Here is a 23,369-nt window from a genome sequence, read left to right as displayed (position 1 = left end):
TCGGGATTTTTTTTTAAATCGACAGGGCTGAGCTCACGTTCAGTATTAGGTCTGTATGATGTATCCATTATGAAATCACCTCAATGCCAGGAATGCAGTCGGAACTCCAAAATGGATGCGGATTTTTCTGAGCTTGAGCTTTGGCTTCGTCTACTGCGGATTGTTTGAAAATTCCACGGCTAACGCCCTCTGCGACAATGTATTTGTCGATGAGTCTCGGGATATGGGCAAGCTCCCGATTCCACCTGTGTTTAGGCATGTTATTGCGCTCTTTGAATATTCTGAAGTAAAAGCTGAAAAGCTTATACAGGTCATCTGAGGTCACTGCGAAATGCTCACAGCGTACACAGTTCAAAAAGCTCGTGCAGATTGGATCACTTCGATTCATGAAGCGGCTGCGAGTACTGTTGTTGCAGTTGGCAACTGGTGTTTTGTGATAGGTGTTGCCTATGGTATTAGAAAGTAGCTCTTTAACAAGGATCTCACCCATAAAGCGCCAATTCTGCTTGCTTTCCGTTGTAGGAGCTAGATAGTTATCACTTGTGATTCTTGGGCTGTTGCCCAGTGCTCTGGCAGTACTGGCAATATCACCATCAAGAATCTCATAAATTCGATTGGCGAAGGTCTTCCGTAATCTTGATACCGTGATTTTCAGCGGATTACCTTGGTTGTCTCTAAGGTTATAGTCGGCTACCAACTTCGCGGTTGCAGACTGCAACATTGATGATGAAAGGTAACAGATCTTGTCGTGCTTTCCGGATTCGCGCGATCGGTAAAGCCAGACTCTATTATAGGTTGCTTGCTCTCGGAGCGGTTGGGTGCGCGAGATGACCTGCCTGATCATGCGCGCCACGTTTGATCGAACTCCAGGCATTGAGTCCAAGTTTTTTTCAGTCTCGCTCTCTTCGCGTAAAGCTACCTTATACGTGTTATGCCCTCTACGCTTCCATAGAACTAGGAAAAAAGTATCATCCTTCGGATGTGGCTTCAGGCAGTCCGGGGGCATTTCAAGCAGGGGGTGGGTATTTCTACCGGTATGGAGAGCAACAATAAGAAGGCAGTAGGAGAGAACCTCACTTGTCAGCGGCTGTGTGTTATCCCAGATTGGCTGGATAGCTGATCGCAGTGCTGATAATAGTGATTTCTTTTCCGAGTTTGTGAGTCCCTCTGCCTTTTTCATGGATCGATTCGAGTTGGGAAACGGGTTTAAGGGGAATGTCTTATCCGGGCCGTGAGTTACCAATTTGAAAATACCGCGCTGACCTAATGCCAGTAGTGCGGTTTTTATTAGTGAAAATCTTCCCCGTTGAGCAGATATGGCTAGCCCAAGTTGAGAGGTGTGATGCAAAAAGCCGTTTATCATTTCGCTGTTGATGTCCGCAGGGACTAGCATCTTATTTAGAGTCCTGGCATGAAGCACCAGATAAGTAAGGAAAGTTCCAACGGCTCCGCAGATTGACGCTACGGTGGCGGTTTCAAGCTGTGCGTCTTGTTTGGCTACGAAGCGAAGAATTTGTACGTGGAATATGTAGGTGATCGCATCGATTTTCTTTCCATACCACTTTTTGAAGGAGAATCCGACCCTGCCCGTAGGGTTGGCGGGAAACACTACAGTATGATTAATCTTCAAATCGTGTATTGACGGTTCTGAAGAGTTGATGTCGGGCGTTATTTCAGGGGTGGATAGGTCTGAGGACTGAAATACCTTCTTTTTAGCCATGTCAGTCCTCCAACTCGCTTAGCTCGCGGTCATACTCCAGCACAGCATCGTCTACGTAGTCATCGACAAGGTGGGCGTAGATCATTGTCGTATTAATTGATGAGTGACCTAATTGATCTCTCAGGAACGCGATAGGATCAACTACGCTACGGGTACGCTGGAGTTGAACAAGCGTATGGGTGGCATAGGTGTGCCGGAGCATATGCGGCGTGACCTCCAGTCCTATAGAGCGACCTATGTTTTTAACTATCTTCTCAAGGGCTTTTCCGCCATTTGAATAACCCCGTCCATCTTGGTTCACGAAAAGCCTTTCATTGTCCGTCCTGCCCAGGCCGATCCTTTCACCCCTGTAGTGCTTGATGTACAAGTTAACTTCATTTATAAGCGAGCGGCTGACCCAGATGGAGCGAGATTTTTTGCGCTTAGTTTTTATCCCGGATCCATCTTCTGGATCCAGAAGAATTTTGACATTTGCTGTTTTGCCGGGCGTGGCCAGTGCTTTCTTGATGTAATTAAGCGGGAACGTGGCAAGCTCTTCTCTACGCAGTCCAGTTCTGAGGGCAAATTTTATAAGCGCTCGATGATGCACGTTTTTCGTTGATTTTATAATTAGTTTGGTTTGCTTCATTGTTAGATATTTTGGTAGTGTTTTTGCGAGGCGCGGCATCACATCGCTTGCCTCTGCTGTAGTGCTAGATCCACTAATGTGAGCGAGGTAAGATGGGTCTTTAAATACTGCTCGGATTTCTAGGTCGGTTGGTAGCTTTGAAACCAAGCCGGTCTTCAGTGCGTATTTATAAAATCTCAAGATGAAAAACAAGCGAAGGCGAACTGTTCTCGTGGCCAAGTTATGGATGTTAAAGCAGTAGTCGCGGTAAGCATGTAAGAGCGTTTTCGACTCTCCCCGATCCACATCGCGCCAGTGCAAGTTATGAGCTTGAAGAAATGAAAAATAGTCATAAAGAGCTTCTCCGGCGGCTGCCCATGTTTTGGGTGAGCGAATGGCTCCACGCCGGAGGTAGCTCCTCAGAAAATCATTCGCTGGGACGCAGCTCTCCATGCTGTCGTGCAGAAGGATGGGGAAGCCTTCGAGAGACAGGCCTGCGAGCTTGAACTCTCGGGTGGAAAGGATCAGGTGCATGGATGTCCCTTGATGGAAAGCTTGGAGCTGGGCTTGATCATCTGAGGGAAGCGTAGATCAAGTCAGAGACATCAGCTAACGATTCAAACGCCCCCTAACATCATGTACACCTCCGGCACCACCGGCAAACCCAAGGGCATCGTGCGCGAAAACGGCGGCAATGCCGTGGCACTGTCGTTCGCCCTCAAGTACATCTATGGCATGCAGCCGGGTGATGTGTGGTGGGGCATCTCCGATGTGGGGTGGGTGGTCGGGCATTCGCTGATCGTGTACGGGCCGCTGATGAACGGCTGCACCACGGTGTTCTACGAAGGCAAGCCGATCCGTACGCCGGACGCCGGGGCGTACTGGCGGGTGGTGGAGCAGTACCGGGTCAACGCATTGTTCTGCGCCCCGACTGCCATGCGCGCGATTCGCAAGGAAGACCCCGAGGGCGAGTTGCTGCGCCGCTACGACCTGAGTTCGCTGCGCCAGATTTTCCTGGCCGGTGAAAAGCTCGACTCCAGTACCCACCACTGGCTGGAAGCGGCCAGTGGCAAGCCGGTGCATGACCACTGGTGGCAGACCGAGACCGGCTGGCCGGTGACGGCCCCGTGCGTGGGGCTGGAGGGCAGCGGTGTGCGTCCAGGCTCGAGCAACCGCGCAGTGCCGGGTTATCACGTGCAGGTGGTGGATGATGACGGGCACCTGCTGGGGCCCAACGAGCAGGGCGCCATCCTGATCGCGCTGCCGCTGCCACCGGGTTGCAGCCAGACGCTGTGGGGCGATCATCCGCGCTACCTGCAGGCCTACCTGCACAGCCATCCGGGCTACTACCACACCGGCGACGGCGGCTACCTGGACGAGGACGGGTTCGTCTACATCATGGGGCGCACCGACGACGTGATCAACGTCTCGGGGCATCGCCTGTCGACCGGCGAAATGGAAGACCTGGTGGCCAGCCATCGCGCGGTTGCCGAATGCGCAGTGGTCGGTGTGCACGACGATATCAAGGGACAGGTGCCCCTGGCGCTGGTGGTGCTCAAGGACGGCATGAACCTGACCGAGCAGCAATTGCAGGCCGAACTGGTCGCCACCGTGCGTGAGCAGATCGGTGCGCTGGCGTGCTTCAACCAGGTGCGGGTGGTCAAGCGCCTGCCCAAGACGCGCTCGGGCAAGATTCTGCGGGCGGTGCTGCGCAAGATCGCCGACCACCAGCCCTACACGCCGCCTTCGACGCTGGATGACCCGGCGGTGCTGGCGGAAATAGAAAGCGTGCTGGCGAACCTGGCGCGCGCCGGCTGAAGGCTCAGCCTGTACAGCCGGCAGGGCCCAGCGCGTTGAGCTGACCCAGCCGGCTGCGCGTGCGCGCCAGGTCGATGGCGCTGCCACCCAGGCTGTCGGGCAATGGCTGCTGGCCGATCAGCACCAGGTGCTTGTCCTGGTCGTACAGCACGTCCACCAGGTTGATGAAGCGCTGCTGCGCGGCTATCGAGCATTCGGACAGGTCGGGCAGTTGCTCGATGATCCAGTGGTCGAAGCGGCGCGCCAGCTCCAGGTAATCCATCACCGCGGTAGGTTGTTCGCAGATCGCGTCGAAGGCGAAGCCGACGGTGCGCGCCTGGCTGAACAAGGCATGCAGGTGGCGCTTGCCCACCTCCAGTTGCACCGGCTCGCGGCCCTGCGGGAGGTTCACCGCCTGGCGCTGCGCCGGGCTGCCCGGCCACAGGTAGTGGCCCTGGGTGAAGCGCTGCTGGCTGCCGGCAGTGGGGTGGCTGCGGTAGTCCTGATCGCCACCGACTTCCAGCACCTGCATATGGGCCTTGATCAGGCGGATCACCGGTTCGAAGCGCTGGTGGTAAATCGGGTTGGGCAGCAGCCCTTCAGGTGCGTAGTTGGAGGTCAGCAGCACGAAGATGCGCCGCTCGAACAACGCCTTGAACAGCCCGGTGATCAGCATCGCGTCACCGATGTCATGCACGTGGAATTCGTCGAAACACAGCACCCGGCAACCTTGCAGCAGGCCATCCAGAGTGGCGCCCAGTGCATCGTCCTGATCGCGATGGGTGAACATGCCCTGGTGCAGTTGGGCGAAGAAGTCATGAAAGTGCAGGCGGCGCTTGTGCGGGTGTTCAAGCGACTGGAAAAAGCCGTCGAGCAACCAGCTTTTGCCCCGGCCTACCGCGCCGTACAGGTACAGGCTGCACGCCGTGCCCGCCTCCAGTCGCGTTGCCTGCTCGGCCATGCAGGCAATCACGCGCTGCTGGCCGTGGCTGAGGGTGTAGCCCTGTTGAGCTGCCTTTCGTCGGAAGAACTCGGTCACTTGCCCGGCGCGCTGCGCGTCGCCGGGCGGGTGAGGGCGCGCAGCCAGGCGCTGGCGCAACGCACGCAGCGGTGAACGTATCCAGGACGGCGGCAAGGCGGTCAATCACGGGCTCCTGCGGGGGGCGGGTCGGTGGGCCAGGCACAGTGGCGCGGCTAATGTACCGAATAGGGGGTTTTCCTGCCAGTGATGCCGGTGTCGGAAAAAGCTGTAGGACTGTGCTTGTACCGGGGCCGTACATTTCTGATCTGGCTGGCAGGTTTTTCTTCGGCTGCTACCCTCAGTTTCAGATGAATTCTGCATTGAAGGATGGTTACGGTGAAGGGACGCTCTTGGGCAGCGCTGTTTGGGCTGATCGTCGTAGACAGCGTTGCCGCCGCCGATTTTCTGGTCGAGGTACGGGTCGATGTGCAGCGCGGTTGCCAGCTGGTGCATCAAACCCGCGATGCCGGCGCCCAGGCCCAGGGCGTACTCGACTTTGGCCCGACCGCTCGGCTGAATGGCCCTGCCGGGCCGCTCAGCAGTGTACTGCTCAACCAGCGCCCGCCGCGCCTGGAATGCAACCCCGATACGGTTTACCAGGTGCAGGTCGATGGCGGCCAGCACGGCGGCATTGGCGAGGTGCGCTACCTGGCCAGCAACCAACCCGACGCACGCCCCATTCCCTACCGTCTGTACCAGGACCCCGCCTGGCGCAACCCGCTGGCAGTCAACACTGCCCAGCATGCGCGCGTGCCGGATTCGGGGACAGTCGAATTGCCGCTGTATGCCCGTATCGACAGCCTGGCCGACGTGCCACGTGTCGGCCATTACTCGGATCTGCTCAAGGTGACCGTGACCTGGTGAACCTGTGCACGCTAAAGGAACTGGCAGCATGAAACCCTCATACATTGTGTTGATCAGCCTGGGGCCACTGCTTGTCTGCCCCACCGCCAATGCCGCGGTCAGCGGGCATATCCAGGCGCGGCTGGTGATCAGCGCCGCCTGCCAGATCAGCAATACCCCGGCAGGCGAGCCGGTGGGCCGCGGCCTGGGCCTGCTCGATTTTGGTCGCCAGGGCCCGACCTGGACGCAGCCGATCAATGCCAACCTGGATGAAAACGCTGGCAACGGCACCCTGCAGGTCAGTTGCAACCCTTCGGTACGCGCCTTCACGGTCAGCATCAACGGTGGCAGCAACAATGCCGGTGGCGTGCGCCGCCTGAGCAACGGCCGCGAGTTGATCCCGTATCAGCTGGCGGCCGACCCCAACGGCACGGCGCGGTACGACATCGGCCAGCAACGCAATTTTTCGATCAGCAGCGCTGCACAAATCCCCATCCCTATCTACGGCGCCGTGGTGGCACAGCCCAAGGCGCTGCCGGCCGGTATCTACCGCGACACCCTGATGGTGACCCTGGACTGGTAAAAACAAGGAGTGACCCATGCATCCTCACGTTTCCCGAATCCTTATTGCAGGCCTTGGCCTGGCACTCGCGACCCAGGCCCAGGCGGCTACCGTCACCGGCAACATCAACGCGACCCTGACGCTGACCGCGGCCTGCCAGGTCAACGGCTCGACGGCGACCACCGCCGTCAACTTCGGTACCCTGGATTTCGGTTCGCAGATTGCCCTGTTTACCGAGGCCAACAGCCAGGTGATCGGCGTGGGCGGTGGCGGCGCGATCAGCGTACTGTGTTCGCCCGGCGCCTCTCCGGTGCTCAAGGTAGGCGCCGGTGCGCATGACGCGGCAACCAGTGGCGGTACCCGTGCGATGGCCTTCAACACCAACTATGTGCCGTACGATTTCTACACCGATGCTTCGCACACAACCTTGCTGCCGATCAACGGCACTGTCGCGCTGGCGACCAGTACGGGCACGGCGCAGATCGTTACCTTGTATGGCCGTGCGGTCGGCAAGCCGGCATTGCCGCCGGGGGTGTACACCGACACAGTCGCGGTCGAGCTGAGTTTCTGAGCCATGCGCCGGCTGTGCAACGGGCTGGTGCTGCTCGGCTGCGCGCTGCCCTGGCCGCTGGATGCCGCCTTGCAGAGCACCTTTCAGGTCAGCGCCACGATCGCCGCCGGGTGCCTGGTGGTGGGCGGGGTGAGCAGCTATGGCAACCTGAACTTCGGCACGTACTCGGCGCTGGCCACCGGCCCCGCCACGACCCAGCTGGGCGGCACCACAGTGACCTTGCAGTGCACGCCGGGCGTTGCCCTGAGCATAAGTGTGGATGGCGGACTGAACAGCAGTGCCGGCACCCGCAACCTCAAACGCAGCAGTGGCACGTCACTGGTGCCCTACCAGTTGTATCGCGACGCCGGGCTGTCCCAGGTGCTGGGCATCAGCCAGAACGTGACAGTGAGTTACAGCGACCCGACGGCGATCAAGCTGCCGGTGTTTGCCCGGGCACAACTGCCCGGCACGCTGCCGGCCGGCAGCTACACCGACGTGGTGCAAGTGGTGTTGTCCTGGTGAGGTAGTGGCCAGGGTTGTATCGAAAATGCCTGAGGAGACGGTGCATGGGGTGGTACGCGCGTGGTTCGCGAGCAATGGGCGGTGTCGCCGTGGTGGGCGCATTGCTGGGTACAGGGGTGGTACAGGCGGCGACATCGGTATTGATCTGGCCGATCGATCCGGTGCTGCAAGCCGACCAGAAGGCGGGTGCGTTATGGCTGGAAAACCGTGGGGACACACCCGCCAGCCTGCAGGTCAGGGTGTTCGCCTGGCGCCAGGGCGAGTTCGACGACCAGTTCCAGGCGCAGCGCGAGATCATCGGCAGCCCGCCGGTGGCCACCCTGGCCGCGGGCCAGAAGCAACTGATCCGCCTGACCCGTACCGGGCAGTCGCCGGCCGGCCAGGAACAGGCCTACCGCATCATCATCGACGAGATCCCCCCGGCCTTGCCGGCCACAGACGCCAATACCCCGCCCCAGGCCGCGATCCGCTTCCAGATGCGCTATTCGGTGCCTCTGTTCGTGTACGGCCAAGGCCTGTGGAGCAAGCCGGATGCTGACGGCAAGCGTGATGCCGCCAGCGTGGGCAAGCCGCTGCTGAGTTGGCGGCAGGTGTCGGTACACGGCAAGCCCTATGTCGAAATCCGCAATGTCGGGCCGGTGCACGCGCGCCTGACCGATATGGTCATGCAGCAGGGCAGCCAGAGCCGGCCGGTCGTCGAAGGCCTGCTGGGCTATGTGCTGCCGGGCGCGACCATGCGCTGGCCGGCGCCAGCCTCGGGGTCCACGGCCACGGTGCTCAAGGGCCGGGTCAATGGCATGGAGCCGGTCCAAACCATCAACCAGGGCCACTGAGCCCGCCGCACGAAGGTGAAGCAGGGGCCAGGGAGGACCCGGATATGGTGGGACAGGGTGAGTGAGCAGTTCTCTGGCCAGTGCGCGTGGTCTGGCCCTGGCGACGGCGATGTTGGCCGCGCAGGCTGTTGCGGGCGAGTTGCCGCCACCACCGACAAGCCTGGAGGCGGCGGCCGAGGCGCCGTTGTACCTGGAACTGCTGGTGAACCAGATGAGCAACGCTAAGGTGGTGCTGGTGCACCAGCGCGCAGGGCGCCTGTACATGGCGAGCGCCGACCTGCAGGCGATGGGTGTGGAGTTGCCTGGCCAGCCGGGCCCGGAAATTGCGCTGGACAGCATCCAGGGCCTGCACGCCGACTACGACAGCCAGGGCCAGCGCCTGCTGATCGAGGTGCCGCCGGCGTGGTTGCCGAACCAGCGCGTCGGCGATCTGTCGCGTTCATCCGCAAGCCCGGCCTTCAGCAGCTTCGGCGCCTTGTTCAACTACGATGCCTACCTCAGCGACACCGATGACGGCGGCACTTACCTGGCAGCGTGGAACGAGTTGCGGGTGTTCGACAGCTGGGGCACCTTTTCCACCACCGGGCAGTGGCGTCAGCCACTGGCGGGCGATAATGTCGCTGGCAACCAGCAGGGTTTTCGCCGCTATGACAGCACCTGGCGCTACACCGACGAAGCGCGCCTGCTGACCTTCGAGGCGGGCGACGTGGTGACTGGCGGCCTGCCCTGGACCAGTTCGGTGCGCCTGGGCGGCCTGCAACTGTCGCGTGACTTTGCCGTACGCCCGGACCTGGTGACCTATCCCTTGCCGGCCTTCGCCGGTGAAGCGGCGGTCCCCTCGTCGGTGGACCTGTTCATCAACGGCTACAAGAGCGCCAGCGCCGAGCTGCAGCCGGGCCCGTACACGTTGACCAACGTGCCGTTCATCAACGGTGCCGGCGAGGCCGTGGTGGTGACCACCGATGCACTCGGTCGACAGGTCTCCACCACCTTGCCGTTCTATGTCACCAGCACCCTGCTGCAGCAGGGCCTGGCCGATTTCTCGGTGGCGGCGGGCAGCCTGCGTCGGGACTACGGCCTACGCGACTTTGCCTACGGGCCAGGGGTGGCCGCGGGCACCTTGCGTTACGGCCTGACCGATTACCTCACCCTTGAAAGCCACGCCGAGGCCGCAGGTTCGCTGGCCCTCGGCGGGCTGGGCGGCAACCTGCAACTGGGCAACTTCGGGGTGCTCAACACCGCCTTGAGCCAGAGCCGCTTCGACGGGCGTGGCGGTCAGCAGTTGAGCCTGGGGTATCAGTACAACAACCGCTGGGTGGGCTTCAATTACCAGCGCCTGGAACGCCATGGCGATTATGCCGACCTGTCGTTGCTCGACAGCCCTTACGTGCGTCTCAGCCAGCGCAGCGAGCAGGTCACCCTGAGCCTCAACCTGCAGCGCTACGGCAGCCTGGGCGCAGGCTATTTCGATGTGCGCGCCGCCGACAATTCGCACACGCGACTGGTCAACCTGAGCTGGAGCAAGCCGCTGTGGGGCAACAGCAGCCTGTACCTGTCGGCCAACCGCGACCTGGACGACAGCCAGTGGGCGGTGCAGGCGCAACTGGTGATTCCGTTCGACCTGCAGGGCACCCTGGCCCTGAGCCTTGAACGCAACACCGAAGGCGAAAGCCTGCACCGGGTCAACTACAGCCGTGCGGTGCCTGCCGGCGGGGGCGTGGGCTACAACCTGGGCTATGCCGGCGGCGACCGTGAAGCCTATCGCCAGGCCGACGTGACCTGGCGCCTGCAGTCGGTGCAGTTGCAGGCCGGGCTGTATGGCAGCAGCGACAACATGACACGCTGGGCCGATGCCAGTGGCTCGGTGGTGTTGATGGACGACGGGCTGTTCACCGCCAATCGGATCGACGATGCCTTCGTGCTGGTCAGCACCGACGGCTTTGCCGATGTGCCGGTGCGTTACGAGAACCAGGTGGTGGGCCGCACCGACAGCAAGGGGCATCTGCTGGTGCCTTACAGCAGCGGCTACTACCGCGGCAAATACGAGATCGACCCGCTGGAACTGCCGCCGGACGTGCGCAGCCCGAACGTCGAGCAGCGGGTGGCGGTGCGCCGGGGCAGCGGCTACCTGCTGGAGTTTCCGTTGCGCCGGGTGCTGGCGGCCAGCCTGGTGCTGGTCGACACCGCGCAGAAGGAATTGGCCCTGGGCAGCCAGGTCAGGCATGAACAGAGCGGTGCGGTAGCGGTGGTCGGCTGGGACGGGCTGGTGTACCTGGAAGACCTCGGTGAACACAATAGCCTGGTGGTGCAGAAGGCCGACGGCGGCAGTTGCCGCGTGCAGTTCCCCCTGCAGGCCCAGCAAGACCAGGTGGCCTTGATCGGCCCGCTGGTGTGCCAGTGAAGCGCTGGGCCGGCGGCCTGCTGGCGCTGCTTGCGGCGGGGCAGGTGTCGGCGCAATGCGCCGTGGTGGCGACCACGCCGGCCACGTTCGGGCTGGTCAGTTCGACCCTGGTGCGTACGGACATCCAGTCGACCTCCACGGTCAACGGCGGCCTGGAGTGTACCGGCTCACTGTTGAGCCTGTTGCGCTCGAATGACTTCTTCAAGGGCACGTTCACCTCTGTCACGGGCAGCAACGGGCTAGTGGGCCCGACCGGCGATGTCATCAGCTACACCCTGTACGCCAACAACAGCACCAGCTTTCCGATTACCCGCGGGGTGGCGTACGACTTTGCCCGCAATGGCATCATCGATGCACTGGGCTTGCTCGCGGGCACCGCGCCCAAGACCTTGCCCCTCTACATGAAAACCATGATCGGCGCCAATGTGGCAGCTGGGCTGTATCGGGAAACCCTCACCGTGGCCTGGGACATCGACTACTGCTACGGCATCGGTCTGGGGAACATCTGCCTGGGCCGCCAGCAACTGGCGTTGAGCACCACCCTGACCATCAACCTCACCGTCACCAACGACTGCCAGATCACCACGCCCAACATCGTGTTCGGCACTGCCCCTGTGGTCAGCGGCTTTGGCACCGTCAACCAGAGCATCAACCTGTCGTGCACCAAGGGCAGCAGTTACACGGTTGGCCTCAATGACGGGCTGAACGTCGCGGGCGGGCGTCGCCGGATGAAGTCGGCGGCCAACAACTACCTGGCCTATGACATCTACAAGAGCGGCGGCAGCGTGCGCTGGGGCTCAAACGGTGGCGCGCGCCGGGCCAGCAGCGATGCCGACGTCAACCCCGGCCCTGGTGCTGGCAGCGGGGCCGGGGTCGGCGCCCAGGTGTTCAACTACAACGCCAAGGTCTATACCGACCAGCCCACGCCGCCGGCGGCCAGCTACACCGACAGCGTGATCCTGGACGTTGTGTTCTGAGCCGAGCTGCATAGTCAGCCCTTAGCGCAGCTCGCCAACGATGCGCGCAAAGGTGTCGATCACCGTGCTGCCCAGCGCCTTGGAGCGCTGCCCCGACCAGCCCGTCACCGCATCCGGCGCGTCGTCATGGTCCTTGAACGGCATCTCCAGGGTCAGTGACAGGCAGTCATGCGCTTGCCCCACCGCATTGCAGGCCAAGGTCATGTTGGCCTTGCCGGGTTCACTGCGCGGGTAGCCGTGGGTGGTCTGGAAGTCTTTGGTCAGCGTGCACAGGGTGCTGCGAAATTGCTCTTCCAGCTTGGCAATGCGTGGCGTATAGCCCGGGTTGCCCTCGCAGCCTGCGGTGAACACATGCGGTATCTCCTCATCCCCGTGCGCATCCAGGAACAGGTCCACCCCATGCAGTTTCATCTGTTGCTGGGCAAACAGCACTTCGGGTGTCTGCTCGAAGGTGGCGTCCTGCCAGGCGCGGTTGAGGTCCTTGCCCCTGGCATTGGTACGCAAGTGGCCACGAACGGCGCCGTCGGGGTTCATGTTGGGGATCAGGTACAGGTCAGCCACCTTGAGCAGTTCCTGTACGCTGGCATCGTTGCGCTCCAGGCGCTCGATCACGCCTTCCATGAACCATTCGGCCATGTGTTCGCCGGGGTGCTGCTGGGCAATGATCCAGAGCTTGCGCTTGCTCGCCGCGCCATCGCCGGCGCGCAGCAGGGCAATGTCACGGCCCTCGACGCTGCGCCCGGTAGCCAGCAGCGCGATGCCTGAGGCAACGGCACGTTCGATCAGCTGGTTGTGGCGCGCACGTGGGTAGGGCTCGAAATAGGCAAACCACGCCTCGGTCTGTTGCGCCTGCAACGTGAAGTGCAGGGTGCGGCCATCGAACCGGGTGGGCACGCGGAACCAGCGTTGCTGATCGTAGGACGCGACGGCCTGATAGCCGCTCCAGGCCTGGTGGTAGGAGGACTGGCCGGCGTTCTCCAGGCTGAAGGCATGCGTCTGCCCTGGCGTCAGCCCGCTGGCCTTGAAATGAAACCACTGAAAATGCTCGCTGCAGGTGTCGGGGCGTATGTTCAGGCGGGCATGGGACGGGTCGCTGGCGTTGATGACCTCGATGTTACCGGCATCGAACGCGCAGTCGATGTGCAGGGGGGACAGCGTCACGGTCATGGCCAGGCTCCTGTAGAAGTGTTGTGCCAACCACTCTACACGCCTGGCTCAGGGCCAGAAACCGATCGCCAGGGCCGCCGCCAGTCCCAGCCCGATGGCCACCGAGCAGCCCCCCAGCGAAAACCCGGCCCAGGGCTGGCGATACCACAGCCCTTCACCCAGCTGGCGCGCTGGAGCCAGCAGGTTGCGCCAGCGCAGTTCGGTGGCGTGGAAGGCCTGCAGGTGATCAGGGGCAGCGTCGAGCCAGCGGCGAAAATCTATCCGCTCGCTGGCGGTGATGTGCGGGCTTTGCAGGCGCACGTACCACTGCACGGCCGCGCTGGAATACATGCTTCGGGCGGGCAGTGCAGCATGCAGTACCTGGCTCATGTGGTGCTCTACGGTATGCGCCGTAAGGTCCAGGCGCTGGGCAATGCTGGCGAAAGACAGTTGATCGAGACGGTTGAGCAGAAACACCTGTTGCACACGACGTGGCAACTTTTTCAAGCGCATCAGCAGGGCATCTTCACCGAGGTCGGCACTTTGGTGATGGTGTTCAAGGGGCAGCGACAGACGGGCCATGCTACGAGCTCCTTGCAGAAAAAAAACGACTGAGACAAAGGGGGCGTCTTCCCTGACGCAGCGACAGCTTAATCTACATGAGATTGATTCTCAAGTGCTGAATCGGCAAACAGCCGTCTCGGGGTTACATTCTGAGACACTCATTTGCTATCATCGCTGCCATTCAAGCACCACCCGCCTTCATTAGCCTGAAGAGCCAAAAAAAAGACCCGGCAAAAAGCCGGGTCAAAAACCGTGATTAGCCTGATGAGGAGATAATCTGAGAGTCCGACCTAAGGGCTTTCAGGTTATCCAACCAGTCTCGCGACCAGTTGTTTGCAATAATAATCGTTCTCATTTTCAAGTCAAATGAATTTTCTGTTATTCGACAAAAATTCAGTCGCCCTGTGCCCGCTGGTTTTTCATGGCCGGGCAGCCCCTCTGTATCCCTCATCACTCATCCCTCAGCCAGGCGCCTTGACCTGGGCGGCGTCATTGATCCTGTTGTATTCGGCCAGGCTGCGATTGAGCAGTGCCCGGGCCATGTTGATCATGTGCATGACCGAGAAGGCCAGGTCGCGCTGGCTGCCTTTGAGGTTGCTGGCGGCTTCATAGGCGCTGGCCGCCGCGCATCGCAACAGGTCCGCCGCGTGTTCGGCGGCGTCCTGTGCAGTCAGGTCCTGGCGTGCGATCACCAGCGAGTCGTCCGGGGTAGTGGCCATGGCGGGGGTAGGGTTGAGGTAATAGTCCAGCGCACGTCGTGCGGCTTCGCTGTCCAGCTCGCTGAAAGGAGGTGTTGTCATGGGGCTGCCTTCCTTAGTAGTCAGTAGGAAAAGATTACCCTTCAATCCTAAGTACATAATGTATTGGTTTCCATGCTTTAAATACTACAATCTATGTATTGAGTCGTTGCTGTCAGTCCGTATCGTGCCAGCGATGAAAAAATGGAACGTACTGGCGAAAGCCAGAATGCGCGAGCTGGGCCTCACGCAGGAAAAATTGGCCGAACGCCTCGGAGTGACCCAAGGCGGCGTGGGGCATTGGATACGCGGAAGGAGCACCCCGCCGCTGGTACAGATCGACGAGATCCTGCGGGTACTGGGCATGGGCCGCATGGGTGTGATACCTGGCGAGGGCGTTGCCGAACCTTCAGGTGCCTATGCCACCCAGGCGTTGGGTGCATTCCGTTACCCGTTATCTGACTGGGAGCGTCTTGCCGAGCCCGCCGAGGGCGCGCCGACGCTGCTCAGTGACCACCTGGCCGATGGCCCGAGCTACTGGTTGGCAGTGGAGGGTGACGCGATGAATTCGCCCATGGGCCTGAGCGTGCCGGCCGGCATGCTGGTGCTGGTGGACAGCGGGCGGGTCGCCGAGGTCGGTGCCCTGGTGATCGCACGCCTGCCCGGCAACCCGACGGCGGTGTTCCGGCAACTGGTCGAGGAGGGTGGTCAGCGGTATCTGCTGCCGCTCAACCCGACCTGGCCGAAAATGCCATTGGAGGAGGGCACCGAGGTGCTCGGTGTGGTGGTGCAGGCGTTCACCAGGCTGTGAGGGTGGCCCGCTTGGCCGGCGCCCGCAGGCAGGCGCCGGCAAAGGGCGGCTTCAGTCCTGAACTGCCGCCTCCAGCGCCACCAGGGCCGCCCCTTCACCGACCATCTCGCCTTCCTGGCAATACAGTGCCTTGACCGTGCCGGCATGCGGCGCGCGGATGCTGTGCTCCATTTTCATCGCCTCCAGCACCACCAGTTGAGCCCCGGCTTCCACCGCCTGGCCGACCGTCACCAGCACACGCACGATGCTGCCATTCATGGGGGCGCTCAGGCCGCCCTGATGGCTGTGGCTGGCATCCGCTTCGGCAATCGGGTCGAATGCGCTGACAGCGTGAAGCTCACCGTCCCACTGCAGATAAAGCGTTTGCCCTCGCCGAATCGCCAAGTGCCGGTGGCGTACCGCCTCCTGCGCAGCTGTGGCGGGATCGAAGCTCAAGGCCTGGTCTTCAGTGCCGCAACGCAGGTGCAGGTTGACCTGTGCCGGCCTGCCGGCGCGAAACCCCGAGGGCGCGGCCCACGGCGAATGAGCGTCATCGGTGCGGCAGGTGACGGCCTGGGTGTGGACGAACGCGCGTGCCGCGGCCTCCCAGAAGGCTGCCGGCAACGTGCCGGGTGGCGGCAACAGGTCCGCCTGGTAGCGCGGGATGAAGCCGGTATCCAGCTCGGCCGCGGCAAACGCCGGGTGGGCCAGGATGCGCCGTAGAAAGCCGATGTTGGTTTTCAGGCCGCCGATGGCAAATTCATCCAGCATCGCCAGCAGGCGCAGGCGAGCCTGCTCGCGGTCTTCGCCCCACGCAATCAGCTTGCCCAGCATCGGGTCGTAGAAGGGCGAGACGCTGTCGCCCTCGCTGACCCCGCTGTCGACCCGGCGCCCTTCACCGGGTGCCGACTCGCGGTACAGCGCCAGGTGCCCGGCGGCCGGCAGAAAGTCGTTGGCCGGGTCTTCGGCGTACAGACGCACTTCAATGGCGTGCCCGTGCAGCGGCACCTGGGCCTGGGTCAGCGGCAGCGCCTCGCCGCACGCCACGCGGAGCTGCCAGGCCACCAGGTCCAGGCCGGTAATTGCCTCGGTCACCGGGTGCTCGACCTGCAGGCGGGTGTTCATTTCCATGAAGAAGAACTCACCGCGTGCATCCAGCAGGAACTCCACCGTGCCCGCGCCCACGTAACCGATGGCCTGGGCGGCGCGCACGGCGGCTTCGCCCATGGCCTGCCGCTGAGCCGCGCTCAGGCCGGGCGCCGGGGCCTCCTCGACGACCTTTTGATGGCGGCGCTGGATGGAGCAGTCGCGTTCGTTCAGGTACAGGCAGTTGCCGTGCTGGTCGGCGAACACCTGGATCTCGACGTGGCGCGGCTTGAGCACGTATTTTTCCACCAGCATGCGCGCATCGCCGAACGAAGACTGCGCTTCGCGCTGGGCCGAGGCCAGGGCGTCGCCCAGCTGGCTTTCCTGCTCCACCACCTTCATGCCCTTGCCACCGCCGCCGGCGGTGGCCTTGAGCAGTACCGGGTAGCCGATCTGCTCGGCAGCGGCGCGGAAGGTTTCCAGGTCTTGCGCCTCGCCGTGATAGCCGGGCACCAGGGGCACGCCCGCGACTTCCATCAACGCCTTGGCCGCCGACTTGCTGCCCATGGCGTCGATGGCGCTGGCTGGCGGGCCGAGGAAAATCAGCCCGGCCGCCTCGATGGCCCGCGCAAAGCCGGCGTTCTCCGAAAGAAAGCCGTAGCCGGGGTGGATCGCCTGGGCGCCGCTGGCCTGGGCCGCTGCGATCAGCTTGGGAATGTCCAGATAACTCTCGGCCGCCTTGGCGCCGCCCAGGTCGACGCGCAGGTCGGCCTCGCGTGTGTGCCGCGCATCACGGTCGATGGCGCTGTGCACGGCCACGGTGGTCAGGCCCATGGCCTTGGCGGTACGCATGACCCGGCAGGCGATCTCGCCACGGTTGGCGACCAGCAGGGTGGTTAACACGGGACGGCTCATGGGCGTGGCTCCTTGTCCGAGGGGGCGGCTTGCCAGCCCGGCGTGCGTTTTTCGAGGAAGGCACGCAGGCCTTCCTGGCCTTCGGCACTGACGCGGATACGGGCGATGGCGTTCTCGCAATAGCGGCGCAGGGCTGGTGTCAGTTCGCCGTGGCCAACCTCGCGCAGCAACTCCTTGCTGGCGCGCATGGCGTGCGGGCTGTTGAGCAGCAGGTTGTCGACCCACTGGCCAACCTGGGCTTCGAGCTGCGCAGCCGGGTAGGCTTCGGCCAGCAGCCCCAGTTCGCGGGCGCGCAGGCCGCTGAAGCGTTCGGCGGTCAAGGCGTAGCGCCGCGCCGCACGTTCACCCATGGCCTGCACCACGAACGGGCTGATCACCGCAGGCGCCAGGCCGATGCGCACCTCGGACAGGCACAGCTGCGCGTCGTCGGCACCGATGGCCATGTCGCAGCAACTGATCAGCCCGAGTGCACCGCCGAACGCTGCGCCCTGGACCACCGCCAGCGTCGGCACCTTGAGCCGCGCCAGGTTGTACATCAGTTCGGCCAGCTCACGCGCGTCGTCCAGGTTGGTGTTGTAGTCCAGTTGCGCCGACTGCTGCATCCAGGCCAGGTCTGCGCCGGCACTGAAATGCCGGCCGCGCCCGCGCAGCAGCACGAAGCGCAGGCTGGCATCGCTGGCGATCTGGTCGATGGCGATGATCAGTTCGCGGATCATCTGCGCGTTGAAGGCATTGTTCTTGGCCTCGCGGCTCAGCCACAGGGTGGCGAAACCACGCGGGTCACGGATCAGTTCCAGGGTGGTGAAGTCGTTCATCGGTCACATCCGGAAAATGCCGAAGCGGCTCGGTTCGATCGGCGCGCTGAGGGCGGCCGAGAGGGCCAGGCCAAGTAGGTCGCGGGTTTGCGCAGGGTCGATGACCCCGTCGTCCCACAGCCGGGCGCTGGAGTAATAGGGGTGACCCTGGTGTTCGTACTGGTCGAGGATCGGCTGCTTGAGGCGTGCCTCGTCCTGCGGGCTGAACGGCTGGCCGCTGCGCTCGCTCTGCTCGCGCTTGACTTGGGCCAGCACGCCCGCAGCCTGTTCGGCGCCCATCACGCCGATGCGTGCGTTGGGCCACATCCACAGAAACCGCGGGTCGTAGGCGCGCCCGCACATGCCGTAGTTGCCCGCGCCGAAGCTGCCGCCAATGATCACGGTGAACTTGGGTACCTGGGCGCAGGCCACTGCGGTCACAAGCTTGGCACCATGCTTGGCGATGCCGCCGGCCTCGTACTTCTGGCCGACCATGAAGCCGGTGATGTTCTGCAGGAACAGCAGCGGTATACCGCGCTGGCACGCCAGCTCGATGAAGTGCGCGCCTTTTTGCGCGGCTTCGGCGAACAGGATGCCGTTGTTGGCCAGGATTGCCACCGGGTAGCCGTGCAGGTGGGCGAAACCGCACACCAGCGTGGTGCCGAACAGCGCCTTGAACTCATCGAAGACCGAGCCGTCCACCAGGCGCGCGATCACTTCACGCACATCGAAGGGCTGTTTGGCGTCGGCCGGCACCACGCCGTACAGCTCATCGGCCGCGTACAGCGGAGCGATCGGGGGGCGCTGCTGCAACTGGCCCAGCTTGCGCCAGTTGAGGTTGGCCACGCAGCGCCGGGCGATGGCCAGTGCATGTTCGTCATTGTCGGCATAGTGATCGGCCACACCGCTGGTCTTGCAGTGCACGTCGGCACCGCCCAGCTCCTCGGCGCTGACCACCTCGCCGGTGGCGGCCTTGACCAGCGGCGGGCCGGCCAGAAAGATCGTGGCTTGCTGGCGCACCATGATCGCCTCGTCGGCCATGGCCGGTACATAGGCGCCGCCGGCGGTGCATGAGCCCATCACCACGGCGATCTGCGGGATGCCCTGGGCGCTCATGGTGGCCTGGTTGAAGAAGATGCGGCCAAAGTGCTCGCGGTCGGGGAACACCTCGTCCTGGCGCGGCAGGTTGGCGCCGCCCGAGTCCACCAGGTACAGGCAGGGCAGGCGGTTCTGCTGGGCGATGGCCTGGGCGCGCAGGTGTTTCTTGACGGTCAGGGGGTAATAGGAGCCGCCTTTGACCGTGGCGTCATTGGCCACGATCATGCATTCGACGCCCTCGACGCGGCCGATGCCGGCGATCACGCCAGCGGCCGGTACCTCCTCGCCATACACCTCATGGGCGGCCAACTGGCCGATCTCAAGAAACGGCGAGCCGGGGTCGAGCAGACGGTCGATGCGCTCGCGTGGCAGCAACTTGCCGCGCGAGGTGTGCCGCTCCTGTGCCTTGGCGCCGCCGCCCTGGTGCACGCGGGCGAGCAGGCTGCGCAGCTGTTCGACCTGTTCGAGCATGGCCGCGCTGTTGAGCGCAAAATCCGCCGAGCGCGGGTTGATCTGGGTGTGCAGGATAGCCATGGCGCTGTTCCTTGTGCTCAGCGGGTTTCGTTGAACAGTTCGCGACCGATCAGCATGCGGCGGATCTCGCTGGTGCCGGCGCCGATCTCGTACAGCTTGGCATCGCGCAGCAGCCGCCCGGCCGGGAACTCGTTGATGTAGCCGTTGCCGCCCAGGATCTGGATCGCTTCCAGCGCCATCTGGGTCGCGCGTTCGGCGGTATACAGGATCACCCCGGCGGCGTCCTTGCGCGTGGTCTCGGCGCGATCGCACGCCTGGGCCACGGCATACAGGTAGGCGCGGCTGGCGTTGAGCTGGGTATACATGTCGGCGATCTTGCCCTGGATCAGCTGGAACTCGCCGATGCTCTGGCCGAACTGCTTGCGGTCGTGGATGTAGGGCACCACCAGGTCCATGCAGGCCTGCATGATGCCGGTGGGGCCGCCGGACAGCACCACGCGCTCGTAGTCCAGGCCGCTCATCAGCACCTTCACGCCGCCGTTGAGCTGGCCGAGAATGTTTTCTTCGGGGACCTCGACATTGTCGAAGAACAGCTCGCAGGTGTTGGAGCCGCGCATGCCCAGCTTGTCGAACTTGGTGCTGCGGCTGAAGCCCTGCCAGTCGCGTTCGACAATGAACGCGGTGATGCCGTGGGCGCCCCTGTCCAGGTCGGTCTTGGCGTAGATCACGTAGGTGGTGGCGTCGGGGCCGTTGGTGATCCAGGTCTTGCTGCCGTTGAGCACGAAGCGGTCGCCGCGCTGTTCGGCGCGCAGTTTCATCGACACCACGTCGGAGCCGGCATTGGGCTCGCTCATGGCCAGCGCGCCGACGTGTTCGCCGCTGATCAGCTTGGGCAGGTACCTGGCTTTCTGCTCGGGGGTGCCGTTGCGGTTGATCTGGTTGACGCACAGGTTGGAGTGGGCGCCGTAGGAGAGGGCCACCGAGGCCGAGCCGCGGCTGATCTCTTCCATCGCCACCACGTGGGCCAGATAGCCCAGGCCGGCGCCGCCGTATTCCTCGCTGACGGTCACGCCCAGCAGGCCCATGTCGCCGAGTTTGCGCCACATGTCGGCGGGGAACAGGTTGTCCTGGTCGATCTGCGCGGCGCGCGGGGCCAGCTCGGCGGCGACGAACGACTGCACCTGGTCACGGAGCATGTCGATGGTTTCGCCCAGGGCGAAGTTCAGGGTCGGATAACGCATGCTGGCACCTTTTGTTGATTGTTCTTTGAGTGGTGTGGTGTCTGATCGGGCCCCTTCGCTGGCAAGCCAGCTCCCACAGGGTTCTGTGGCGTACGCGAAGGGGTGGGAACCCGGCCATCACCTTTACGTTAACGTAAGCCTGGTGCATGAAACTGTCAATCTCGCCATGACCTTTACGTTAACGTTAATTTGCGCCACGTTAGGGTTCGCGTGGATCTGCACCCAGAACAACCGCGCCACGGTGTTGTCGAGAGCCTGGCCGATGGTGATGGCCTCCCACAGGCACAACACTGGATTCGAGTGCAGTGGAGTACCTGTGGGAGCTGGCTTGCCAGCGAAGGGCGCACCGCAGTGCAACTGTCTGATCCGGGTCTATGCTTTGGCCTTCACCGGTGGCTCTTCACTGGGCGGGTCCCCCACGGTGGGCGGCATGGTCGGCTTGACCGGCAGCTCATCAGGTGCCTGCTCGGGCTCCGGTGGTGGCAGGGTGGGGTCATCGATATTCGGATCAGGCGTTTCTGCCGGGATAGGAATGCTCATGGGCCGAACCTCGCAAAGGGGTGTTCAAAGGGGGCACCCAAGCTTCGACCACCGGCGTAGCGCATCGGTCATTTTTTATTGAACCCCCACCTTTGCCATTGCTCTGAACCTTTACCGTCACGCGTAACGGAGCGATGTTCGATGACCCGCGATGAGCCCTTCAGCACCGACGATTCAACCGCACATGCCCTGACCCTGTCCCATGCGCTGCTGCTGCCGCGCATCGTGATCGAAGACACCGAGCCCGTGCTCGACGCCGGCCACCATGCGGTCAAGTCCACGGTCGGCGAGCAGGTCACGGTCACCAGCAAGGTCTACGCCGATGGCCACGACGTACTTGCCGTACGCCTGAGCTGGCGCCGCCTGCAGCATCCCAACTGGCATGAAGTGCCGATGACCCTGCTGGGCAACGACAGCTGGCAGGCCCGCTTCACGGTCAATGAAGTGGGCCGTCACCTGTTCATCATCCAAGCCTGGATCGACCAGTACGCCAGCTACTGTCATGAACTGGAGAAAAAGTTCGGTGCCGGCGTGGCGGTTGGCCTGGAGCTGGAGGAGGGCCGCCGGCACCTGCTGCAGAGCGCCGAGCGCAGCAGCGAGCCGCTGCGTGCACAATTGCACGCGGTGGCCGCGCAACTGGCCGACCTGCAGCCGCCGGCCGGCGTCCAGTTGCTGCTGCACGCCGACACCCGCGCGCTGATGAGCCGCGCCGATCACCGCGCCTACCTCAGCCGCAGCACCGAGTTCCCGCTGGAGGTGGAGCGCGAGCGCGCCCGCTTCGCCAGCTGGTACGAGCTGTTCCCGCGTTCCATCACCGATGACCCGGCGCGCCACGGTACCTTCGACGCTGTGCACCAGCGCCTGCCGATGATCCGCGACATGGGCTTTGACGTACTGTATTTCCCGCCCATCCACCCCATCGGCCAGCAGCACCGCAAAGGCCGCAACAACGCCCTGCAAGCCGGCCCCGATGACCCCGGCAGCCCCTACGCGATCGGCAGCGCCGACGGCGGGCACGAGGCCATTCACCCGCAACTGGGCACCCGCGAGGACTTTCGCCGGCTGGTCGCGGCCGCCGCCGAGCATGGCCTGGAGATCGCCCTGGACTTCGCCATCCAGTGCTCCCAGGACCACCCCTGGCTCACCGAACACCCCGGCTGGTTCAGCTGGCGCCCCGACGGCACCATCCGCTATGCCGAGAACCCGCCGAAAAAATACCAGGACATCGTCAACGTCGATTTCTATGCCGCCGATGCCGTGCCGGCCCTGTGGCTGGCGCTGCGCGACGTGGTGCTGGGCTGGGTGGAAGAGGGCGTGAAGCAGTTTCGCGTGGACAACCCGCACACCAAGCCGCTGCCGTTCTGGGAATGGCTGATCGCCAATGTGCGCAGCCAGCACCCTGAGGTGATCTTCCTTGCCGAAGCCTTCACCAAGCCTGCGATGATGGCGCGCCTGGGCAAGGTCGGCTATTCGCAGAGCTACACCTATTTCACCTGGCGCAACACCAAGGCCGAGCTGCAGGCCTACTTCAGCGAGCTCAACCAGCCGCCCTGGTCGTACTGCTACCGGCCGAATTTTTTCGTCAATACGCCGGACATCAACCCGTTCTTCCTGCACGAGTCCGGCCGTGCGGGCTTTCTGATCCGCGCCGCGCTGGCCACCATGGGCTCAGGGCTGTGGGGCATGTATTCAGGGTTCGAACTGTGCGAGGCGGCGCCGATCCCGGGCAAGGAGGAATACCTGGACTCGGAGAAGTATGAAATCCGCCCCCGCGACTTCACCCAGCCGGGCAACATCATTGCCGAGATCGCCCAGCTCAACCGTATCCGCCGCCAGCACCCGGCCTTGCAGACTCACCTGGGCATCCGCTTCCACAACGCCTGGAACGACAACATCCTGTACTTCGCCAAGGGCGACCCGGCCAGCGGCAGCCTGATCCTGGTGGCAGTCAGCCTTGACCCGCACAACGCCCAGGAGGCGCATTTCGAGCTGCCGCTGTGGGCGCTGGGGCTGGGCGATGATGCCCAGACCTTCGGTGAAGACCTGATGACCGGCCACCGCTGGCGCTGGTACGGCAAGACCCAATGGATGCGCATCGAGCCCTGGCAGCAGCCGTTCGGTATCTGGCGTATCGAAGCAGCCCACTAG

At 63.0% G+C, this 23,369-nt stretch carries 20 protein-coding genes and 1 pseudogene; 10 read left to right on the top strand and 11 right to left on the bottom strand.

The window, feature by feature from the left end; genetic code table 11:
• Positions 1–67: 67 nt before the first annotated feature.
• Both KUO17_RS08450 and KUO17_RS08445 read right to left on the bottom strand, forming a co-directional pair.
• Entirely contained in the window at positions 68–1,720 is a 1,653-nt protein-coding gene (locus tag KUO17_RS08450) for a hypothetical protein (protein ID WP_217975013.1), read from the bottom strand.
• Between the two features lies 1 nt (position 1,721).
• Complete coding sequence (locus tag KUO17_RS08445) at positions 1,722–2,861, bottom strand: tyrosine-type recombinase/integrase (RefSeq protein WP_186517056.1); 1,140 nt, start codon at positions 2,859–2,861, stop codon at positions 1,722–1,724.
• Positions 2,862–2,951: 90 nt separating this feature from the next.
• On the opposite strand from KUO17_RS08445, the pseudogene KUO17_RS08440 reads away from it, so the two are divergent.
• Positions 2,952–4,145: pseudogene (locus KUO17_RS08440) on the top strand (AMP-binding protein); the annotation flags it as partial.
• Positions 4,146–4,149: 4 nt separating this feature from the next.
• On the opposite strand, the gene zapE reads toward KUO17_RS08440, so the two are convergent.
• The gene (gene zapE, locus KUO17_RS08435) at positions 4,150–5,268 is read right to left on the bottom strand and encodes a cell division protein ZapE (protein WP_425274839.1); all 1,119 of its coding nucleotides are present in this window, start codon (positions 5,266–5,268) and stop codon (positions 4,150–4,152) included.
• 213 nt (positions 5,269–5,481) lie between these two features.
• Between zapE and KUO17_RS08430 the strand changes: the two genes are divergently transcribed.
• The 7 genes from KUO17_RS08430 to KUO17_RS08400 all read left to right on the top strand — a co-directional run bounded on the left by KUO17_RS08430 (position 5,482) and on the right by KUO17_RS08400 (position 11,836).
• Positions 5,482–6,009: a Csu type fimbrial protein gene (locus tag KUO17_RS08430; protein ID WP_341869598.1), complete on the top strand. Its 528-nt coding sequence runs from the start codon at positions 5,482–5,484 to the stop codon at positions 6,007–6,009.
• A 28-nt stretch (positions 6,010–6,037) separates the two neighbouring features.
• Positions 6,038–6,571 carry a Csu type fimbrial protein gene (locus KUO17_RS08425; protein ID WP_217975009.1) on the top strand — a complete coding sequence of 178 codons (534 nt, stop codon included), beginning with the start codon at positions 6,038–6,040 and terminating at the stop codon, positions 6,569–6,571.
• A gap of 16 nt (positions 6,572–6,587) precedes the next feature.
• Positions 6,588–7,121 carry a Csu type fimbrial protein gene (locus tag KUO17_RS08420; RefSeq protein WP_217975007.1) on the top strand — a complete coding sequence of 178 codons (534 nt, stop codon included), beginning with the start codon at positions 6,588–6,590 and terminating at the stop codon, positions 7,119–7,121.
• Between the two features lie 3 nt (positions 7,122–7,124).
• On the top strand, positions 7,125–7,625 hold the full coding sequence (locus KUO17_RS08415; RefSeq protein WP_217975005.1) for a Csu type fimbrial protein: 501 nt from the start codon (positions 7,125–7,127) through the stop codon (positions 7,623–7,625).
• A 44-nt stretch (positions 7,626–7,669) separates the two neighbouring features.
• A complete protein-coding gene (locus KUO17_RS08410) occupies positions 7,670–8,458 on the top strand; it encodes a fimbrial biogenesis chaperone (protein ID WP_217975003.1) in 789 nt (262 codons plus the stop codon).
• Between the two features lie 109 nt (positions 8,459–8,567).
• Positions 8,568–10,859 (top strand): fimbria/pilus outer membrane usher protein, encoded by a 2,292-nt coding sequence (locus KUO17_RS08405; RefSeq protein ID WP_217975041.1) that lies wholly within the window; start codon positions 8,568–8,570, stop codon positions 10,857–10,859.
• The gene (locus KUO17_RS08400; protein WP_217975001.1) at positions 10,856–11,836 is read left to right on the top strand and encodes a Csu type fimbrial protein; all 981 of its coding nucleotides are present in this window, start codon (positions 10,856–10,858) and stop codon (positions 11,834–11,836) included. Before KUO17_RS08405 ends, KUO17_RS08400 begins: the two co-directional genes overlap by 4 nt.
• 21 nt (positions 11,837–11,857) lie before the next feature.
• On the opposite strand, the gene KUO17_RS08395 is transcribed toward KUO17_RS08400, so the two are convergent.
• The 3 genes from KUO17_RS08395 to KUO17_RS08385 form a co-directional block, all read right to left on the bottom strand.
• Positions 11,858–13,003: a M14 family metallopeptidase gene (locus tag KUO17_RS08395; RefSeq protein WP_217974999.1), complete on the bottom strand. Its 1,146-nt coding sequence runs from the start codon at positions 13,001–13,003 to the stop codon at positions 11,858–11,860.
• Between the two features lie 48 nt (positions 13,004–13,051).
• A complete protein-coding gene (locus KUO17_RS08390; protein WP_217974997.1) occupies positions 13,052–13,564 on the bottom strand; it encodes a DUF4880 domain-containing protein in 513 nt (170 codons plus the stop codon).
• A gap of 443 nt (positions 13,565–14,007) precedes the next feature.
• Positions 14,008–14,346, bottom strand: coding sequence for a DUF6124 family protein (locus tag KUO17_RS08385; RefSeq protein WP_217974995.1), 339 nt, complete (start codon positions 14,344–14,346; stop codon positions 14,008–14,010).
• Positions 14,347–14,479: 133 nt separating this feature from the next.
• Between KUO17_RS08385 and KUO17_RS08380 the strand changes: the two genes are divergently transcribed.
• Positions 14,480–15,094, top strand: coding sequence for a LexA family protein (locus KUO17_RS08380; RefSeq protein ID WP_217974993.1), 615 nt, complete (start codon positions 14,480–14,482; stop codon positions 15,092–15,094).
• A 51-nt stretch (positions 15,095–15,145) separates the two neighbouring features.
• Here the strand turns inward: KUO17_RS08380 and KUO17_RS08375 are convergent, their stop codons facing one another.
• The 5 genes from KUO17_RS08375 to KUO17_RS08355 all read right to left on the bottom strand — a co-directional run bounded on the left by KUO17_RS08375 (position 15,146) and on the right by KUO17_RS08355 (position 21,221).
• A complete protein-coding gene (locus KUO17_RS08375; RefSeq protein WP_217974991.1) occupies positions 15,146–17,074 on the bottom strand; it encodes an acetyl/propionyl/methylcrotonyl-CoA carboxylase subunit alpha in 1,929 nt (642 codons plus the stop codon).
• A complete protein-coding gene (locus KUO17_RS08370; protein WP_217974988.1) occupies positions 17,071–17,889 on the bottom strand; it encodes a gamma-carboxygeranoyl-CoA hydratase in 819 nt (272 codons plus the stop codon). The genes KUO17_RS08375 and KUO17_RS08370 overlap by 4 nt, the downstream gene beginning before the upstream one ends.
• Positions 17,890–17,892: 3 nt before the next feature.
• On the bottom strand, positions 17,893–19,500 hold the full coding sequence (locus KUO17_RS08365; protein ID WP_217974986.1) for a carboxyl transferase domain-containing protein: 1,608 nt from the start codon (positions 19,498–19,500) through the stop codon (positions 17,893–17,895).
• A gap of 17 nt (positions 19,501–19,517) precedes the next feature.
• Positions 19,518–20,681 (bottom strand): isovaleryl-CoA dehydrogenase, encoded by a 1,164-nt coding sequence (locus KUO17_RS08360; protein WP_217974984.1) that lies wholly within the window; start codon positions 20,679–20,681, stop codon positions 19,518–19,520.
• A gap of 372 nt (positions 20,682–21,053) precedes the next feature.
• A complete protein-coding gene (locus KUO17_RS08355; RefSeq protein WP_217974982.1) occupies positions 21,054–21,221 on the bottom strand; it encodes a hypothetical protein in 168 nt (55 codons plus the stop codon).
• A gap of 141 nt (positions 21,222–21,362) precedes the next feature.
• Here KUO17_RS08355 and KUO17_RS08350 point away from each other — a divergent pair, with 141 nt between their 5' ends.
• Positions 21,363–23,369 carry an alpha-1,4-glucan--maltose-1-phosphate maltosyltransferase gene (locus tag KUO17_RS08350; RefSeq protein WP_217974980.1) on the top strand — a complete coding sequence of 669 codons (2,007 nt, stop codon included), beginning with the start codon at positions 21,363–21,365 and terminating at the stop codon, positions 23,367–23,369.

It is taken from the genome of Pseudomonas aegrilactucae (assembly GCF_019168305.1).
Lineage (GTDB): Bacteria > Pseudomonadota > Gammaproteobacteria > Pseudomonadales > Pseudomonadaceae > Aquipseudomonas > Aquipseudomonas aegrilactucae.
Note: the sequence above shows the minus strand (reverse complement) of the source record. Positions and strands in the feature narration are given on the sequence as shown.